The organism is Dactylosporangium sp. NPDC000521 (assembly GCF_042898305.1).
Classification (GTDB): domain Bacteria; phylum Actinomycetota; class Actinomycetes; order Mycobacteriales; family Micromonosporaceae; genus Dactylosporangium.
The window spans coordinates 42,110-59,175 of record NZ_JBIAYW010000013.1; the positions used below are offsets into that span (position 1 = coordinate 42,110).

The 17,066-nt window shown below is 71.6% G+C and carries 17 protein-coding genes, 2 tRNA genes and 1 pseudogene; 8 read left to right on the forward strand and 12 right to left on the reverse strand.

Annotation, left to right across the window (positions count from 1 at the left end; translation table 11 throughout):
• Positions 1-311: pseudogene (locus ACFY3L_RS35415) on the reverse strand (hypothetical protein); the annotation flags it as partial.
• A gap of 106 nt (positions 312-417) precedes the next feature.
• On the opposite strand from ACFY3L_RS35415, the gene ACFY3L_RS35420 reads away from it, so the two are divergent.
• Positions 418-1,104, forward strand: coding sequence for a hypothetical protein (locus ACFY3L_RS35420; protein ID WP_389334316.1), 687 nt, complete (start codon positions 418-420; stop codon positions 1,102-1,104).
• Between the two features lie 318 nt (positions 1,105-1,422).
• Here the strand turns inward: ACFY3L_RS35420 and ACFY3L_RS35425 are convergent, their stop codons facing one another.
• From ACFY3L_RS35425 to ACFY3L_RS35435, 3 genes are all read right to left on the reverse strand, one after another.
• Positions 1,423-2,784 carry a DUF1996 domain-containing protein gene (locus ACFY3L_RS35425; protein WP_389334319.1) on the reverse strand — a complete coding sequence of 454 codons (1,362 nt, stop codon included), beginning with the start codon at positions 2,782-2,784 and terminating at the stop codon, positions 1,423-1,425.
• A 114-nt stretch (positions 2,785-2,898) separates the two neighbouring features.
• Positions 2,899-3,546 (reverse strand): response regulator, encoded by a 648-nt coding sequence (locus ACFY3L_RS35430; RefSeq protein ID WP_389334322.1) that lies wholly within the window; start codon positions 3,544-3,546, stop codon positions 2,899-2,901.
• A gap of 11 nt (positions 3,547-3,557) precedes the next feature.
• Positions 3,558-4,778, reverse strand: coding sequence for a sensor histidine kinase (locus ACFY3L_RS35435; protein ID WP_389334324.1), 1,221 nt, complete (start codon positions 4,776-4,778; stop codon positions 3,558-3,560).
• Between the two features lie 86 nt (positions 4,779-4,864).
• Here ACFY3L_RS35435 and ACFY3L_RS35440 point away from each other — a divergent pair, with 86 nt between their 5' ends.
• The 3 genes from ACFY3L_RS35440 to ACFY3L_RS35450 all read left to right on the forward strand — a co-directional run bounded on the left by ACFY3L_RS35440 (position 4,865) and on the right by ACFY3L_RS35450 (position 8,101).
• Complete coding sequence (locus ACFY3L_RS35440; RefSeq protein WP_389334327.1) at positions 4,865-5,569, forward strand: helix-turn-helix transcriptional regulator; 705 nt, start codon at positions 4,865-4,867, stop codon at positions 5,567-5,569.
• Positions 5,570-6,245: 676 nt separating this feature from the next.
• A complete protein-coding gene (locus ACFY3L_RS35445; RefSeq protein WP_389334330.1) occupies positions 6,246-6,584 on the forward strand; it encodes a VOC family protein in 339 nt (112 codons plus the stop codon).
• Between the two features lie 137 nt (positions 6,585-6,721).
• Positions 6,722-8,101 (forward strand): UDP-glucose dehydrogenase family protein, encoded by a 1,380-nt coding sequence (locus tag ACFY3L_RS35450; RefSeq protein ID WP_389334333.1) that lies wholly within the window; start codon positions 6,722-6,724, stop codon positions 8,099-8,101.
• Between the two features lie 19 nt (positions 8,102-8,120).
• On the opposite strand, the gene ACFY3L_RS35455 is transcribed toward ACFY3L_RS35450, so the two are convergent.
• Together ACFY3L_RS35455 and ACFY3L_RS35460 are read right to left on the reverse strand one after the other, a co-directional pair.
• Complete coding sequence (locus ACFY3L_RS35455; RefSeq protein WP_389334336.1) at positions 8,121-8,648, reverse strand: hypothetical protein; 528 nt, start codon at positions 8,646-8,648, stop codon at positions 8,121-8,123.
• A gap of 2 nt (positions 8,649-8,650) precedes the next feature.
• Complete coding sequence (locus ACFY3L_RS35460) at positions 8,651-8,791, reverse strand: hypothetical protein (protein WP_389334339.1); 141 nt, start codon at positions 8,789-8,791, stop codon at positions 8,651-8,653.
• Between the two features lie 235 nt (positions 8,792-9,026).
• On the opposite strand from ACFY3L_RS35460, the gene ACFY3L_RS35465 reads away from it, so the two are divergent.
• Positions 9,027-9,341, forward strand: a complete 315-nt coding sequence (locus tag ACFY3L_RS35465; protein WP_389334342.1) for a proprotein convertase P-domain-containing protein — start codon at positions 9,027-9,029, stop codon at positions 9,339-9,341.
• 124 nt (positions 9,342-9,465) lie between these two features.
• Positions 9,466-10,452 (forward strand): fibronectin type III domain-containing protein, encoded by a 987-nt coding sequence (locus tag ACFY3L_RS35470; protein WP_389334345.1) that lies wholly within the window; start codon positions 9,466-9,468, stop codon positions 10,450-10,452.
• Positions 10,453-10,649: 197 nt separating this feature from the next.
• Here ACFY3L_RS35470 and ACFY3L_RS35475 read toward each other — a convergent pair whose 3' ends face one another.
• Positions 10,650-11,654, reverse strand: a complete 1,005-nt coding sequence (locus ACFY3L_RS35475) for a hypothetical protein (RefSeq protein ID WP_389334348.1) — start codon at positions 11,652-11,654, stop codon at positions 10,650-10,652.
• The gene (locus tag ACFY3L_RS35480) at positions 11,654-12,268 is read right to left on the reverse strand and encodes an RNA polymerase sigma factor (RefSeq protein WP_389334351.1); all 615 of its coding nucleotides are present in this window, start codon (positions 12,266-12,268) and stop codon (positions 11,654-11,656) included. Before ACFY3L_RS35480 ends, ACFY3L_RS35475 begins: the two co-directional genes overlap by 1 nt.
• 74 nt (positions 12,269-12,342) lie before the next feature.
• Between ACFY3L_RS35480 and ACFY3L_RS35485 the strand changes: the two genes are divergently transcribed.
• Positions 12,343-12,759: a DUF4357 domain-containing protein gene (locus tag ACFY3L_RS35485; protein ID WP_389334864.1), complete on the forward strand. Its 417-nt coding sequence runs from the start codon at positions 12,343-12,345 to the stop codon at positions 12,757-12,759.
• A gap of 464 nt (positions 12,760-13,223) precedes the next feature.
• Here the strand turns inward: ACFY3L_RS35485 and ACFY3L_RS35490 are convergent.
• Positions 13,224-13,297, reverse strand: a tRNA-Ile gene (locus tag ACFY3L_RS35490).
• Positions 13,298-13,389: 92 nt separating this feature from the next.
• Positions 13,390-13,462 (reverse strand) — tRNA-Asn (locus ACFY3L_RS35495).
• Between the two features lie 248 nt (positions 13,463-13,710).
• Here ACFY3L_RS35495 and ACFY3L_RS35500 point away from each other — a divergent pair.
• Entirely contained in the window at positions 13,711-14,058 is a 348-nt protein-coding gene (locus tag ACFY3L_RS35500) for a hypothetical protein (RefSeq protein ID WP_389334354.1), read from the forward strand.
• Positions 14,059-14,116: 58 nt separating this feature from the next.
• On the opposite strand, the gene ACFY3L_RS35505 is transcribed toward ACFY3L_RS35500, so the two are convergent.
• Both ACFY3L_RS35505 and ACFY3L_RS35510 read right to left on the reverse strand, forming a co-directional pair.
• Entirely contained in the window at positions 14,117-15,124 is a 1,008-nt protein-coding gene (locus tag ACFY3L_RS35505) for a sugar phosphate isomerase/epimerase family protein (RefSeq protein WP_389334357.1), read from the reverse strand.
• Positions 15,125-15,484: 360 nt separating this feature from the next.
• Positions 15,485-17,035, reverse strand: coding sequence for a ThuA domain-containing protein (locus ACFY3L_RS35510; protein ID WP_389334360.1), 1,551 nt, complete (start codon positions 17,033-17,035; stop codon positions 15,485-15,487).
• Positions 17,036-17,066 lie beyond the last annotated feature (31 nt).

Consider the following 17,066-nt stretch of genomic DNA (forward strand, 5'->3'; position numbering starts at 1 on the left):
GCACCTGATGGCTTTGGAGCGCCCGCCGCGCCCATCGCGCCCGCTGCTTCCGCGGCGCCCGCCGCGCCCGACACGTCCATTGCCTCCGCGGCGCCTGCGTCCGGCGCGCTCACTGCTTCCGCGGCGCCCGCTGCACCCAACGCGTCCACTGCATCCGCGGCGCCCGGCATGTCTGCTGCATCTGCGGCACCTGATGGCTTTGGAGCGCCCGCCGCGCCCATCGCGCCCGCTGCTTCCGCGGCGCCCGCCGCGCCCGACACGTCCATTGCCTCCGCGGCGCCCAGCGCGTCCGCTGTCTCCGGGGCGTCCACTGCTTCTGCGGCGCCCGCTGTCTCTGGAGCGCCCGCTGGGCCCGGCGCGTCCGGCGTGCCCGCTACGTCTGGGGTGCCCGCTACGTCTGGGGTGTCCGCTGGGTCCTTGGTGGACGACCCGCGGCGGGAGTGGGTGCGGCGGGCCGGATGGGTGGCCCTCGCCGTCGCGGTCGTCGGCACGGCGACGGTGGTGCCGCCGCTGGTGCTGCCGGACGGTCGCGGCCACCCGCCGGCCGCGACCGCCTCGACACCCCCGCCGGGCGGCGCCGCCCCGGCGCCGGTCCCGACGACGCCGACCCTCACCGCACCGGCCCCGACGACGCCGGTCCCGGCGCTGCCACGCACCTCGGCGCCTTCCCCTGGGGTCTCATCGCCCCGTCCGGCCTCCGCATCGCCGGCCGTCGCGTCCCCGGCCTTCGCGGCGGTCAGCCTGCACGCGGCCGACGCGGCCAACCTGCGCAACGGCGCCCGCGTCATCGAGTGCCCGACCTGCGTGGGCGGCAGCCGGGTCGGCTACATCGGCGGGCCCAACACCCTCGCCATCCGGGTCACCGGCGTCACCGCGGCGGGCGAGCGGACGATGACCGTCACGTACGAGACCGCCGAGACCCGCACGCTCCGCGTCGCCGTCAACGACGGGCCCACGCAGTCGCTCACGCTGAGCGGCGCCGGCGACTGGCGCATCCCCGCCACCGTGACGCTGCGCGTGCACCTGCCCGCCGGCACGAGCTGGATCCGGTTCTTCAACGACGAGGGCCCGGCCCCCGACGTCAACCAGATCCAGCTGCGCTGAAGGCCCGCCGCCGCGGTGTCCACAAACGCCCGGCAAGCGATGCGAACGGACGTGACCCCGCCGGCCTTCGACGGTCGACCCGACGGCCGGGAGCAGCACACCGGACAGGTCGCCCCCACCCCACCGGACCCGGCCGCCACCGGCCCCACCGGACCCGGCCGCCACCGGCGGCGACGCCCCGGAAGGCAGGGACGGCCGGGCCGGTCGACCGGCTGAAGCCCCGCCCCACGCCACCGGTGGGGCGTCGCTCGGCCACGCGCCGCGGCGAGGAACCGCGACACCACCACCGACCCCGTGAACCGTCCCGTGGTCACGGCGCTAGAACGTCCCAGCGGTGTTGCACTTGGCCTTCTGGACGATGCAGTTCTTCACCCGGTGGCCCTGTGCGGCGTTGTCCCATGCGAAGAACGCGTCACCGTGGAACGACGACGCCATCCCCGACGACAGCGTGAACCCGTCGGCCGACCCGGGCGTCGGGTAGGCGATGACGAACGACACCGACGGGATCGCCACCGGGAACGCGCCGCCGCACTTGCCGTCGTACGTGTAGGCGACGTGCCCCTTGTGCGTCGGGCTGTCCAGGTGGACGCCGTCCCAGCAGTCCTGGAACACGAGCTGGAACAGCAGCGAGGCGCCCGGCGCGCACCGCGGCCAGTTACCGTCGGCGCTGCGCCCGATCTCGCCGCCCGGGCCCGCGCAGTAGAACTGGTTGACGGTGCCGGCCGGGGTCGGCGCCTGCAGCTTCGCGTCGCCGGCGATCATCCGGAAGCCCTGCGGGAACGGCACCGTCTTGCTGGAGTCCGTGAGCCTGGAGCCGTAGTACACGACGACGGCCTTCGGCTCGACCGGCTGGCCGTGCTCGTACAGCGTGGGCACCCAGTATGCGGAGAGGTCCGGCGCCGGCGCGCAACTGGTGCCGGCGTTGGCGAGCAGCGTGTCGGCGGTGCTGTTGGCGTCGGTGCTCCGGTTGCCGATGAAGCTGTGCATGTGCGACGCGCCCGGCAGTCCGGGGAACACGATCGGGTCGTCCTTGCGGGAGTGGCTGTACGTGCAGGACGCGTTGAACTCCGGGACCCGGACGGCGCCGGCGGGCGCGGGGTCCATGGGCATCGCGTTGAACGCGGCGAGCTGCGCATTCCACTTCGCCTGGTCGACGTCGACCCACCCGGTCGTCGCAGGGCTGCTGCTTGCCGCGCCCGTCGTGAACGAGAACCAGTTGATGTTCACGAAGTCGCCGCCGCCCGGGCTCTTGAGCACGGCGAACACCGGCTGCGGGCCGGCGGTGGCGTGGGTGCCGGTCGCGGACAGCGTCGTCCACGCCTGCCAGCCGCCGGTCGCCGCGATCGGGAACTGCGCCAGCAGCGGCCCGGTCAGCGAACCCGTCCGCAGCTCGACGGTGCCGTTGCCGACGGCGGAGGCGACCCGGGCCGCGGCGGTGACGCTGCCGGCGGGACCGAGGTCGACGCCGTCGAACCGCATCCAGTCGCCGTTGGCGAGATACGCGACGTTCTGACCGCCGCCGGCGTCGACGGTGGTCTCCACCTGTACACCGGACTGCGCGGCGAACGACTCGGCCTGCACGACGAGCGGAGTGGCGGCGTCGGCCATGTTGACAGCGGTGACGGTGACGGCGGCGAGCACGACGGCGATGACACCGGCCGCGCGCCTGAGTCTGGACATGAGGCTCCTCCTGGCGGGGAAGGGGGATTGACCGCTTTCCACGCTAGGACCGGCACGGCCGCGGCACCTGAGCCCGAAGACCCATTTTCGGGGGCCCAAATCTCGTTCTTTCGGTCAGGTGCGCAGGTACTTGAGAACGGCGAGGACGCGGCGGTGACCGTCGTCGGGGCCGGGCAGGTCGAGCTTGGCGAAGATGTTGCCGATGTGCTTGGCGACGGCGGCGTCGCCGATGTGCAGCGCGCGGGCGATCCACGCGTTGGACCGGCCCTCCGCCATCAGCCCCAGCACCTCGCGCTCCCGCGGGGTGAGCCTGGCCAGGGGGTCGGCGGCGCGCTGCCGCGTCAGCAGCTGCCGCACGACGTCCGGGTCGATGACGGTCTCGCCCGCCGCGACCCGCGCGACCGCTTCGGCGAACTCGGTGATGTCCCCGACGCGGTCCTTCAGCAGGTACCCGACGCCGGCCCGCCCGGCGGGCGCGAGCAGCTCCGCGGCGTAGGCGGTCGCGGTGTACTGCGACAGCACCAGCACCGCCGGCTGCGGGTCGCCCTCCCGCAGCGTCAGCGCCGCGCGGAGGCCCTCGTCGGTGTGCGTCGGCGGCATCCGTACATCGGTGATGACGAGATCCGGCCGGTGCTCCCGCGCGGCCGCGAGCAACGCCTCGGCGTCACCGACGGCGGCCGCGACCGTGTGGCCGAACCGTTCGAGCAGGCTGGCGAGGCCCTCCCGCAGCAGCACCGCGTCATCGGCGAGCACGATCTTCATGCCGGCCGACCTTAGGTCAGGCCGCACGGCAGGTCCACCCGCAGCGTCGTCGGACCCCCCGCCGGGCTGGTGACGGTGAACGTGCCGTCCATGACCGCGGTCCGGTCGGCGAGGCCGCGCAGCCCGGTGCCGGTGGCGGGGTCGGCGCCGCCGCGGCCGTCGTCGGTGACCGTCAACGTGAGGACGTGCCGCGTGCTCCGGGCGCTGACCGTGATCCGGGACGCGCCGGCATGGCGGACCGCGTTGGTCAGCGCCTCGCACACGACGAAGTACGCCGTCGTCTCCACCGCCACCGGCAGCCGCCGCTCCAGAGGCAGGTCGATGACGACGGGCACCTGGCAGCGTTCGGCGAGCTCTCCGACGGCGGCCGGCAGGCCCAGGTCCGTGAGCACCTGCGGGTGGATGCCATGGATCAGCTCCCGGATCGACGCCAGGGCCTGCCGCGCCTGCCGTTGCGCGTCCTCGAGCAGGTGGGCCGCCTTGCCGTCGCCGACCTCCAGCCGCGCCAGCCCGAGCGTCATCGCGAGCAGCACCAGGTGCTGCTGGGCGCCGTCGTGCAGGTCCCGCTCGATCCTGCGGCGCTCCGCCTCGAACGCGTCGACCAGGCGCCCGCGCGACCGGGCCAGCTCCTCGACCCTCCGGTTGAGCTCGGCGTCGCGCGGAGCGAGCAGCCACCGGGCGAACGCGGCCTGCGTCGCGGCGACGGCACTCAACGCGTACAGCCCGACCGCCGTCGCCGGCACCGCGAGCACCATCGCGGCCAAGGCCTCCCCACGGGTGTCGACGATCATGTCGCCGAACTGGAACGGCACCCCCGCCCGCACGAACACCGGCGCCGCGGCCACGATCAGGCAGTTGACGAGCAGGCCGAGGCTGATCAGGTCGACGAGCAACAGCACCGACGCCAGCGCCCCGACGTAGCCGAGCTCCCGCCACGTCGCGCCTTCCCCCAGCCGCGACCGGAACCACCCACCGAGCCCCGGCTTCGGCACCGGGTGCGGGCTGGGCACCGGCACCCGGTCCAGGATCCGCAGCCGCCGCCGCTCCAGCGCGCCGACCGGCAACCCCAGGAACACCACGGCCGGTGGAAACAGGATGCCGGCGATGAGCGCCATCAGCAGGCCCACCGCGACGACGACGCTGCCCAGCAGGTACACCAGGCACCGCAGCGGCCAGCTCGACAGCAGGAACCGGTGCGGAGCCCTCCCCATCGCCTGCCACACACCGCTCACGGCACCGACCATACGGACGCCACCGGCGCCGTTCAGTAGACCTGGCTCCACCATTTCTTGTCGTACCTGGTGGATAGTCTGTCGGCGTGAATCGGACGGATCGGTTGTATGCGCTGGTCGAGGAGCTGCGCGCGGTGGCGCCCCGCCCTCGCAGCGCCCGCTGGCTCGCCACCCGGTTCGAGGTCTCCACCCGCACCATCGAGCGCGACATCAGCGCCCTGCAGCAGTCCGGCGTCCCGATCTGGGTCTCCCTCGGCCGCACCGGCGGCTATGTCCTCGACCGCACCCACACCCTGCCCCCGCTCAACATGACCCCCGCAGAGGCGGTCGCGATCGCCGTGGCCCTGCACCGCCTCCATGGCACCCCCTTCCACGCCCCCGCCCGCACCGCCCTGCACAAGCTCCTCGCCGTCATGCCCGCCGCCGACGTCCACCGCGCCACCGAGATCGCCGCCCGCATCCACCTCGTCCACGGCGCCGACCCCGGCCCGGCCCCCGTCTCGCCCGCGGTCGTCGAAGCCTTCACCACCGGCCGCGTCCTCGACATCGCCTATGCCGACCGCTTCGGCACCACCACCCGCCGCCACATCGAACCCGTCGGCTACCTCGGCGGCCCCACCGGCTGGTATCTGCTGGCCTGGTGCCGACTCCGCGACGCGGTCCGCTCGTTCCGCGTCGACCGCATTCACGACGTCACCCCCACCCCCGAGCTCACCACTCCGCGCCCGCTGCCACCCGACGCCCTCGACATCCCCGGCAAACTCATCACCCGGGTCGCCATCGCCGCCTGATTCCACTCCGCCTTTCCCGGCCACCGGCCTCGCGTGGGTTCGGCGCCGCCGAGGGCGTCATTCGGTGCGTCCACGCCGTCGTTGGTTCCACAACCAGCGCACATCACCGACCGCCGACGCCGCCCTCGCCGTCGTGGTGCGCAACCAGCGCATCGCGCCTTGACCGCGCACATCGACCGCGCACATCGCGTCGCCGTCGCGGGTCGCAACCAGCGCACCGCAGCTCGACCGCGCACATCGCCTCGCCGTCGCCGTTCCCCGTGGGTCGATCGAGTCGTGGACGCCGTGATCACGCACATCGCCTCGCCGTCGCGGGTCGCAACCAGCGCATCGCAGCTCGACCGTGCACATCGGCCGCGCGCATCGCGTCGCCGTCGCGGGTCCCCCGTGGGTCGATCGGGTCGTGGACGCCGTGTGATCGAAGTCGCCGGGTGGCCGTCCGCGTGGCCAGGGCTGTCCTTCGATCACGGTGACGGCCGGCTTCCCGTGGTGCCGTCCGTGTCGTGGTCGCGATCGGGATCCCCGGCCGTCGGTCCCACGTGGTGCAGCGGCTGCCGGAAGCACACGGGATCGCGCGACGGGCGGAAATGCCGACAGGACGGTGTCGCGGGAGGGGGTGAGGGTGGTGGGCAGTGGCCGGGCGGGAAGCAGCACGGCTCGAGGCTTGAGGAGTGGGATGAACGGCATCGGGTGGTTCCAGATCGGGGTCAGCGACGCGGCGGTGGCGCGCCGGTTCTACGGGGAGCTGTTCGGCTGGACGTTCGGCGGGGACGAGGCGTACCAGATGATCACCACGCCGGACGAAAAGTCGGTCATGGGCGGGTTGGCGGTGGGGCAGCCGGGACACGCGATCTTCTGCGTCGTCGTCCAGGACGTGCCGGCGGTGTGTGAGCGGGCCGAGGCGGCCGGGGGCAAGGTGCTCGTGCAGCCGACGACGACCGGCGACGGTCCCATGTTCGCCAACATCACCGACCCGGAGGGCAACCACTTCGGGATCTTCCAGCCGCGGGCGTAGCGAGGCCACAGGACCGGCGGGGGCGGGCAGCCTCCGCCGGAAAGGCGCCGGTGGCACGGTCCGGAAGCGGACCGAGCGACCGGTATGTCCAAATATGTGGAATCAGTCGCAGATGACGGCTGTGTATCATCGCCCGGGTGAAGGTATGCGTCGTGGGCACCGGTTACGTCGGCCTCACCACCGGCATCTGCCTGGCCTATCTCGGGCACGAGGTCACCTGTGTCGACCTCAGCCAGGAGAAGGTCGACCTGCTCCGTGCGGGGCGCTCGCCGATCTACGAGCCGTTCCTCGACGAGCTCATGCACGAGGCCGCGCACAACCTGACGTTCACCACCGACTACGCCGAGGGCGTCCCCGGCGCCGAGGTCGTGTTCGTCGCGGTGCAGACGCCGTCGCTGCCGGACGGGCAGCCGGACCTGCGGTACCTGCGGATGGCCGCGGAGAGCATCGGCAGGACCATCGACGGGGAGTTCACCGTCGTGGTCAACAAGTCGACGGTGCCGATCGGCTCCGGGAACTGGGTCGAGTCGATCCTGCGGGAGTCGTTCGAGCAGTTCCACTCGCGGCGGGCCGCGGGCGAGTTCGCGGTGGCGTCCAACCCGGAGTTTCTGCGCGAGGGGTCGGCGATCCACGACACGCTGTTCCCGGACCGGATCGTCATCGGGTCGGACAATCCGCGCAGTCTCGACGTGCTCAACCGGCTCTACCGGGCGGTGCTCAACCAGTCGTTCACGGCGCCGACGTTCCTGCCGCGGCCCGAGGAGGTCGGCGCGGTGCCGCTGGTCTCGACGGACCTCGCCTCGGCTGAACTCATCAAGTACGCGGCGAACGCGTTCCTCGCCCTGAAGATCAGCTACATCAACGAGATCGGCAAGCTGGCGAACAAGGTCGGCGCCGACATCAACCAGGTCGCGCGGGGCACCGGGCTCGACGCGCGGATCGGTTCGCGGTTCCTGCAGCCGGGCGTCGGCTGGGGCGGGTCGTGCTTCGGCAAGGACACCGCGGCCCTGATCGCGACCGCCGCCGAGTACAGCTACGACATGCCGATCGTGTCCGCCGCCCGCGAGGTCAACCAGCGCCAGCGCGAGGAGGCGGTCAACAAGCTCCTCGACGAGCTGCGCATCCTCAAGGGGCGCAAGATCGGCCTGCTCGGCCTGGCGTTCAAGCCCAACACCGACGACCTGCGCGACTCCCCCGCGATCGACATCGCCAAGCTGATGATCGCCCGCGGTGCCCGCGTCAAGCTGCACGACCCGGTCGCCGCCGAGCGGTTCCGGGTCGAGGAGCCGGAGCTCGCCGCGAGCCTCTGCGCGAGCGTCGACGAGGTCTTCGATGACAGCGACGCCGTGGTGCTCGTCACCGAGTGGCCGCAGTACCTGGAGCTCGACTGGGGCAAGTACGTCGGCCTCATGCGCACCCCGGTCGTCCTCGACGGCCGCAACGTGCTCGACCCGCAGCGGCTGAGCCGGCTCGGCTACACGTACCTCACGATCGCCGGCCGACCCGTCGGCCTCTGAGGCGCCCGCCCCGCAGGGATCAGCGGGCCGGGGGCTGGTACTTGACGCCGAGGTGGGGCCGGGCGATGGCCGCCACCGCGGTGTCGGCGCCGGGGTGCCAGCCGAGCCAGGCCTCGCGGCGGCCCTGCAGGCCGAGGCGCGGGGGGCGGGGCATCGGGACGGTGGTGCGCAGCTGGTACAGGTGGCCGCCGGCGGACGGGACGGCGCGCAGCTCGTCGATGTCGAACCAGCCGATCGTCGCCTCGTGGCGCCCCGACCGCAGGACGACGCCCCGGTCGGTCAGCGTGGTCGTGCCCGTCAGCCAGCTGAGCTCGGCCGCGACCAGCAGCACCGCCAGCGTGGCCCAGAGGACGGCGAGGACCGTCCAGCCCCAGCGCAGGCCGAACGTGAGCGCCGAGAGGAACGCGGGCAGGTCGTGGTCGCGGCTGTCGATCACCGCCACGGCGACGCTGAACGCGGTCATGAGGACGAGGAACGCCAGCGCGAGGAGGCTGGCCCGGTGGCTGCGGTGCAACGCCCGGGCCCGCCGCAGCACGACCGGTGACATGATCAGCATCCGCCCTGGCGGAGGCCGCCGAGGGCCTCGCCACCGCCGGCCATCGCCGCCGGCCGGCGCTGGAAGTCCTCGACCTGCCGCATCTGCCGCAGCGACTCCTCGACCAGCCGGCCGGGGTCCATGTTCAGGTCCACGTGCCGTTCCTGTCCTATTTCGCCGGGCCGGGCAGCTCGCGCCGGGGCGCGACGTACCCGTTGCGCGGAACGTGCCCAGCTGGTCACGTGGATGTCCCGCGCCATCGACCCTTCCCCGAATCGTCGTCGAAGATCCGACCGTAGCGGAACCAGGTGGCCGCCGGACACCTCGGACCTGGCCTGGAAGCACCCGGCGACCTCCGCCGCCGCGGCCGAGACCTGCACCGCCACCGACGTGACCATCGTCGACCTGGCGACGGTGGAGAGCACGGTGACGCTCTCCGGCTGCTCCGGCAACGCTTCAGCCGTGAGCACCGTCGAGGTGCACATCGTCCACACGTACCGCGGCGACCTGGTCGTGTCGCTCATCGCGCCCGACGGCAGCGCGTACATCCTGAGCAACCGCCAAGGGGGCAGCGCCGACAACATCGACCAGACCTACACCCTGGACCTCTCCTCCGAGACCCGCAACGGCACCTGGCGGCTGCGCGTGCAGGACGCCGCCGCGTCCGACAACGGCCATATCAACACCTGGACCCTCGCCGTCTGACGCGCCGCCGGACGGGGCACTCCGGTGCCCGTCCGTTCGCAGCATTGACATCGATGATTCAGGAAGCTTTCCTTACAGAATCGCGGCCGACATTGGCGGTCCGGTTCCCGGGAAGGGGCACACTGTGCGCCGGCTGACCACTGTCGCTCTCGCGACCTGCCTTTGCATCGGCCCGTTCGCTCCCTCCGCGGCCGCGGCTGCCGAGATCAACCTGCTGGCGAACCCGGGGTTCGAGTCGGCGGCCGCCCGATGGACCTGCGAGTCCGGCACGGCGGCCGCGTGGGGCGGGCACTCCGGGCAGTACGCCCTGACCGGCAACCCCACGCTGGCGTCGACCGCCGAGTGCGCGCAGGTCGTGCCGGTGCGGCCGGGCTCCTCGTACACCGTCTCCGGGTGGGTCCGCGGCGGGTACGCCTTCCTCGGCAGCGAGTTCGGCGGCACCTGGTCGCCACCGACCGGCCAGTGGACCCGGCTGTCCGTCCCCTTCACCACCGGCCCGGCGACCACGACCGTCCGGGTGTACGTGCACGGCTGGTACGCCCAGGCCGCGTTCGAGGCCGACGACCTCGTGCTCGCCGGCCCGGACAGCACCGGCACCGTCCCCGCGCCCCCGACCGACCTGGCCCCGTCCGAGACCACCAGCCACTCGGTGCGGCTGACCTGGACCGGCTCGCCGGGCGCCGGCCGGTTCCGGATCTACCAGGACGGCACGCCGCGGACCACCACCACCGAACCTTCCGTCACACTGACCGGGCTCACCCCCGGCACCTCGCACACGTACGCGGTGTCGGCGGTCACCACGGCCGGCGAGTCGCCGCTTTCGCAGCCCGTCACCGCGAACACCATGCCCGCCCAGGCCGCCCCGCCGTACGCGCCCCGCTCGCTCGTCGCTACCACCCCCGCCCCGGGCCAGGCGTGGCTGGCCTGGGAAGCGGTCCAGACCGCCACCGACGGCTACAACGTCTACCGCGACGGGGTCCGGATCGCCTGGAGCTACGGCCCCGCGACCCTGGTGGCGGACATCGCCTCGGGCGAGCACACGTTCGAGGTGAGCGCCCTGAACTCCGCCGGCGAGTCCCCCAGGTCCCACCCGGTCACCATCACCACCTGACCACCGGCCGCGACCTATGAGAGCGGTCCGGATCGGCTCGCCTTGTCTTGGCTTGTCTCGGCTCGGCTCGGCTCGGCGAGCGCGACGGCGGTCCGCGGCTGCGGTCGCACGCACGTGTGCCAGGGCGCCGCCCCGGGCCGGGTTCGGCTCGGGGCGGCGCCTGGCCGCTGGGTGTGCCCGACCGCGGTCCGGTCTGACTACTGCGTGTCGCCGGGGCGGTCGACGATGGTCATCTTCGAGTAGATGACCTGGCGGTACACGTCGCCGCGGTGGCTGACGGAGTCACCGTCGTCGCCGTGGGTCACGTGGTCCTTGATGGCAACCAGCCGCTCGCCGATGAACTGGTAGGTCTGCTTGTCGAACAGCAGCTCCTGCGACAGGTAGCCCTCGATGATCCGGCCGAGACCGACCGCCGGGCGGCCGTCGATGTTCACCGCGTCGGGATTCATCGTCATCCCGGGGGTCTGCGCCAGGTGCCGGAAGATCGCCGCCTGTACGTTCGGCGGCACCACGTACTGGCCGATGAACGCGTCCAGGTCGATGCCCATCGAACCGGGTCCGCGCACACCGTCAGGAACCTTGTCCGGGCTGGTCATCGAGGTGATCGTCGACCAGGCGATCCGGTCCCAGGTGTCGCCGCCCTCCCCGCGCTTCGTCACCACGAGCCGGCCGTCCTTGTAGCTCGCCTTGGTCTGCCCGTCGATGCTGTTCCAGTCCTGGATCTTGCGGGTCTCGCCCATGCCGGCCTTGATCGGATCGTTCGGATGCTCGCGCTCGTAGGCCGGCTTGTTGCGCAGCTCCAGCGTCTCGATGTACATGAACTGGTCGGGCCGCGGCTCCTTCCACGGCTTGCGCTCAGCCGTCCAGGCGGCGTTCTCCAGGTACTCGGCGGCGCTGGCCGGGCGGGCGAACGGCAGAACGCCCCTCGCCGGTGAGCTCGGCGTCGGCGCGGCGACCGGTGCCGGCGGGCGGTCATCGCCTCCCGACACCACGACCGCGACGGCGGCGACCGCGGCGGCGGCCGCCACAGCGGCCCCGGCCGCGATGACGAAGCGGTTCCGGCGGTGCCGGTCAATCCTGATCACTCGTTGCTCCTTCGACGACATCCGCTGGTGCAGGGCCGCGCGGGCCCGGTTCTCGGCTGCCTGGCTGGGGACCTCCTCGGGCCCGAACGCCTCACGCAGCACGCCGATCTCATCCATCACTCGCTCACCTCGATCTCGGCGCCGAGCGCCTGCCGCATCTCCTGTCGCGCCCGGTGCAACCGGGACCTGGCTGTGCCGGCGGGAATGCCGAGCGCCGCCGCGACCTCCTGCTGGTTGAGCCCCGCCCACGCCACGAGCAGCAACACCGCCCGGACGGACTCGGGCAGCCGCCGTAACGCGTCGGCGAGGCGGCCGCGCACAGCCATCGCGTCGAGCCGCCCGGCGACGGCGTCGGCGTGGTCGCCCGCCTCCTGCGCGCCGACGGCCTTGGCCAGGGCCTTGTACCTGCGCGTCTCCGCCCTCGCATGGCGGGCGATGAGATTGGACGCGATGCCGTACAGCCACGGCCGCACGCCGGCACGCGCGCTGTCGTAGCTGTGCCGCCGGTCGAACGCGACCAGGAACGTCTCCGACGCGACGTCTTCGGCCAGGTCGGGACCGAGGCGGCGGGCCGCGTACGCGTAGATCTGCCGGTAGTGCTGGTCGAATACGGCGGTGAACCGCTCGGGCGCGTGTTTCGCCTGCTCAATGAGGTCGGCGTCAGCGTCCTGCCCATGCGCCGAGCCGGGCTGCGTCATCACGGCCAAGTCCGCCTCCCCCACGTCGTCCACAGTTGCATCACACCGGTAGTTCGCCGGAGGGCGCGAAAGTGTTCGGACAGGCCGACGACCACTGCTCCCGGGAAGTGTCGTACCTGGTCGCTAGGCTGACCATCGACAGCTCAGAGAAGGGAGCCCACCTGCCGAAACGGGCCGTCCGCCTGCTCAACGAAGCACGCCAGCCACGGCACCCACGCCCGTCGTCGCCTCAGCGTGCGCAGCACCTGCCATTCGCCGGACGCTCACCATCGCAGGGTCATGACCGCGAGCCGGCACGCTCGGGCACCAGGCCCCAACCAGCTCGCCTGATCGAGACCAGCCAACGACCCGACGGTCATCGCCTGCACCAGGTCCGAAGCCGGGGCACATTCACTTCGCCATCAAAGGCAGCAACCGCCGTGACGGGCTCTCAAATCAACGGGTGGACGTCCTGGCACCGTGAAAGCGATGGACGAACGCTCGACCAGCTTCGCGAGGACTTGGACGCGGCAGATCATGAGTAGCCGCGTTTCCGGCGGGCGCCACAACGACCGGCCAAATCAGGGTGATCGTGCTGCGACGCCACGGCGAAGTGGTCAAGGTCGACGGATCAGTACCAAGACGCGCGCTCGGTCGCCGATCCGCGACGACAGGACCATGGCCGGCAGTGGGCAGCGCTCGGCGAAATTCGGCTTGCCAGCAATGCTGTCACGCTCTGGCTCTCCTGTAACCCCCTCCGCCGGGTGCGCGGATGACTGTGGAGCGCACGATGCGCCACACGAACCGGGCAACCAAGGCCGAAGGCCAGCCACTCGCCACGAACGCGACCAGCCGATACGACAAGACGGCGCCGCGACGGGTTTAAGGGGGCGCGGGTGGAGCGCAGCTCCCCCGATGGGGAGCACGGCGAAGCCGTGCGCGGGGAATGACAGGCGCCCCGGCGAGCCGCCCCCGAAGGGGACGCGCGAGCAGGGTGCGCCCAAGCCTGTGGGGCGGGCGGGACTCGAACCCGCGACCGAGGGATTATGAGTCCCCTGCTCTAACCCGCTGAGCTACCGCCCCGAGCGATCGCAAGCTTACCGACCTGCGCAAGCGGGACGCCGCCCGGAAAGGGTTCGGGCAGTAAAATGGCCCCTGTAAGGGGCCGTTTGGAGCTCCCGCGATAGGACTCGAACCTATAACCTGCCGGTTAACAGCCGGCTGCTCTGCCAATTGAGCTACGCGGGATTGCAGCACCCCGTCCCCCGGGAAAACCCGGTGAATCAGGGCGACCGGCAAAGAGTACAGCACGCACCCGGGGGTCGCGCCAGCGGGTTATGCGCGGCGCGGCGGAGACCATCCCATCGTGTGCCAGATCTCGGCAAACGGGGTACATGATCGATGTGTCGGAACGAGGATGGACGGGTAATCCAGGACCAGGACGGCGCTGAAGACGCAACTATGACCGGGCGCCGCTCAGAAGGAGGTTCGTCGCTATGCGCGGCAAGCTACTGTTTCTCGGCGGACTGGCCGCGGGCTTTGTGCTCGGCGCCCGGGCTGGTCGGGAGAAGTACGAAGAGCTCAAGGCCACTGCTATGAAGATCAAGGAGAGCCCGACGGTGCAGGAAGCCGCCGGGGTCGTCCAGGAGCAGGCGACGCGGCTCTACAGCGAGGGCAAGACCAAGGTGACCGACAAGCTGGCCAACAGCCGGTTCGCCGAGAGCGATCTCGGGCAGCGGCTGATGGGCTCTTCGGAAACGAGCACGACGCCCGCCATCGAGCGGGACGTGCTGGCGACCACGGGTTCGTCCAAGACGACGACCAGCGGCGGCACCAGCTACTGAGAAGTGCGAGAAGGGCCGGCCCGACGAGGGCCGGCCCTTCTGCGTGTCAGCTCAGCGGTCAGGAAGAGGACGAGAACGCCGCGTCGAAGGCGGCGGCGGGGGCGTCGAAGGCCAGCCGGCGCACGAACGACAGGGCCTCGGGCGCGCCGACGAGGCGGTCCATGCCGGCGTCCTCCCACTCGATCGAGATCGGGCCGTTGTAGCCGATCGCGTTGAGCGCCCGGAAGCAGTCCTCCCACGGTACGTCGCCGTGGCCGGTCGAGACGAAGTCCCAGCCGCGGCGCATGTCGGCCCACGGCAGGTGCGAGGCGAGCCGGCCGCGGCGCCCGTCGCCGGTGCGGACCTTCGCGTCCTTGCAGTCGACGTGGTAGATCCGGTCGGCGAAGTCGAAGATGAAGTTCACCGGGTCGAGCTCCTGCCACACGAAGTGCGACGGGTCCCAGTTGAGGCCGAACGCGGGCCGGTTGCCGATCGCCTCGAGGGTGCGCTTGGTGGTCCAGTAGTCGTAGGCGATCTCGCTGGGGTGCACCTCGTGCGCGAAGCGGACGCCGACCTCGTCGAAGACGTCGAGGATCGGGTTCCACCGGTCGGCGAAGTCCTGGTAGCCGTCCTCGATCATCTGCGGCGGCACGGGCGGGAACATGGCCAGGGTGTGCCAGATGGACGAGCCGGTGAAGCCGACCACGACGTCGACGCCGAGCTTGCGGGCGGCGCGGGCGGTGTCCGCGATCTCAGCGGCGGCCCGCTGGCGGACACCTTCCGGTGATCCGTCGCCCCAGATGCGGGCGGGCAGGATGCCCTGGTGCCGCTGGTCGATCGGGTGGTCGCAGACGGCCTGGCCGACCAGGTGGTTGGAGATCGCGTAGACCTTCAGGTTGTGCTTGGCCAGGGTCTCAAGTTTGCGGTCCACGTAGGACTCGTCGGAGAGCGCCTTGTCGACCTCGAAGTGGTCGCCCCAGCAGGCGATCTCGAGGCCGTCATAGCCCCATTCCGAGGCGAGCCGGCAGACCTCCTCGAAGGGCAGGTCGGCCCACTGGCCGGTGAAGAGCGTGATCGGACGCGCCATGAGGTTTCCTCCGGTGAAACGGCGGTGATAAGGGCGCGAGGGAGGGTGCAGACAGGCCGGCGACACGAGGACACGCAGAGCGGCGCGGGTGGGTTGCGCCTCCCACCCGCACCTGTCCAAGGGCCGACCAGGTGCTGAAGCCAGTCTAAGAACCAGCTCCCGCCGGTACAAGCTGCAAAAAAGGCGACCCGTCCGCCCGGATCGCACCTGCCCGGCCACGGGGGGAGTCGGCGTCACCACCCGGGACGTTGTGCAGGTGCTGTGGTGCATCCGAGCGGACGGGGCCCGGACAGCGGGGCCGGTCGGCGTCGCGACCCCGCCACCCGTCTGTCCGGTCGCGGGAAAACCCACGACCGAAGTTCAGGCGCCGAACACCGTGAATTCGTCGACGTCGAAGAGCGATCCGCTGCCGCCGCGGAACACCAGGTACAGCGTGGTCGACGCGTTCGGGGTCACGGCCACCGACGCCGTGCGGAACGTATCCCAGCCGCCCGTGTTGGCGACCGCGAGCGTGCCGAGCAGCGCGCCCGTCGCCGAGCCGGCCCGGAACTCGATCGTGCCGCCAGGGCCGGCCGAGGACCACTTGACCCGCACGCCTGCCGCGCCGCTCAGCGCGACACCGGTGTACGCGGCCCAGTCGTTGTTGTCGATGAACCCGGCGGTCTGCCCACCGGTGGCCGGGGCGTGCGCGGCGACCTGCAGGCCGCTCATCGACGACCACGCCTCGCCCTGGCGGGTCGTGGCGGAGCGCGTCAGGGTGAGCTGGTCGAGGTCGAACAGGGAGCTGCCCGTACCCCGGAACACCAGGAACAAGGAGGTGCCGGCGTTGGACGTCAGCGGCGTGAACACGTCGCGGAAGGTCTCCCAGCTGCCGGTGTTGGCGATCGCGGCGCTGCCGAGCAGGGTGCCGGTGGTGCTTCCGGCGCGCAGTTCCACGGTACCGCCGGCGCCGGCCGACGACGTGCGCAGGGTGACGCCGGTGACGTTGGACAGGTTCACGCCGGTGAACGAGATCCAGTCGTTGTTGTCGATGTACCCGGCGGTCTTGCCGCCGACGGCGGACGCGTGGTTCGCGACCTGGACGCCGCCGGTCGCCGACCACGCCTCACCCTGGTAGACGCTGCCGGACGGCTGGACCGGCGCCGCGCAGTTGCCGTCGACGCGCTTCGCCGTGTACCGGATGGCCCCCAGCAGCAGGTTGCGGAAGTTGGCGTCGGTGTAGCTCTCCTCGGTGTGCCCGAAGCCGGTGTAGAACGACCGGCCGCTGTCGATGGTCTTGCACCAGGTGATCGGGTGGTCGCCGCTCATCGATCCACCCGAGTACGACGACTCGTTGAGCGAGGCCAGGACGTGCGCCGTGGCCCGCGGGTTGGTCTGGTAGTTGTACCACTCGTCGGTGCGGGTCCAGGTGGCGCCGAGGTGGGCCGTGGCCGGGTGGCTGCGGTCCTCGACGTTCACGCTCGCCTGCTGGATCGCCGGGTGCGACGCGAACCAGGCACCGGCGAGCGTGCCGTAGAACGGCCAGCTGTACTCGGTGTCGGCCGCGGCGTGCACGCCGACGTACCCGCCGCCGCCGCGGATGTAGGCCTCGAACGCGGCCTGCTGGGCGTCGTTGAGCACGTCCCCGGTCGTCGACATGAAGACGACCGTCTGGTACTGGGCCAGGTTGGCGGCGGTGAACGCGGCGGCGTCCTCGGTGGCGGTGACGGTGAAATTGTTGGCGGTGCCGAGCGACTGGACGGCGGCGATGCCGTTGGGGATCGACGAGTGGCGGAAGCCCGCGGTCTTCGAGAAGACCAGGACCTTGTACGGGGCGTCGGCGGCGCTGGCGGGCACCGGGTTCAGTGTGGCCGCGGCGAGCAGGCCCGCCGTAGCGGCGGCGAACCAGTTCCGGGCTGTGCTTCTGGGCATGACAGATCCTTCACGATGGGCGTGAGCGCGC

Coding starts and splice junctions, on each gene's coding strand:
- ACFY3L_RS35425 (WP_389334319.1), bottom strand. CDS start 2,784: ATGTCCAGACTCAGGCGCGCGGCCGGTGTCATCGCCGTCGTGCTCGCC.
- ACFY3L_RS35430 (WP_389334322.1), bottom strand. CDS start 3,546: ATGAAGATCGTGCTCGCCGATGACGCGGTGCTGCTGCGGGAGGGCCTC.
- ACFY3L_RS35445 (WP_389334330.1), top strand. CDS start 6,246: ATGAACGGCATCGGGTGGTTCCAGATCGGGGTCAGCGACGCGGCGGTG.
- ACFY3L_RS35455 (WP_389334336.1), bottom strand. CDS start 8,648: ATGTCACCGGTCGTGCTGCGGCGGGCCCGGGCGTTGCACCGCAGCCAC.
- ACFY3L_RS35475 (WP_389334348.1), bottom strand. CDS start 11,654: ATGGATGAGATCGGCGTGCTGCGTGAGGCGTTCGGGCCCGAGGAGGTC.
- ACFY3L_RS35500 (WP_389334354.1), top strand. CDS start 13,711: ATGCGCGGCAAGCTACTGTTTCTCGGCGGACTGGCCGCGGGCTTTGTG.
- ACFY3L_RS35505 (WP_389334357.1), bottom strand. CDS start 15,124: ATGGCGCGTCCGATCACGCTCTTCACCGGCCAGTGGGCCGACCTGCCC.
- ACFY3L_RS35510 (WP_389334360.1), bottom strand. CDS start 17,035: ATGCCCAGAAGCACAGCCCGGAACTGGTTCGCCGCCGCTACGGCGGGC.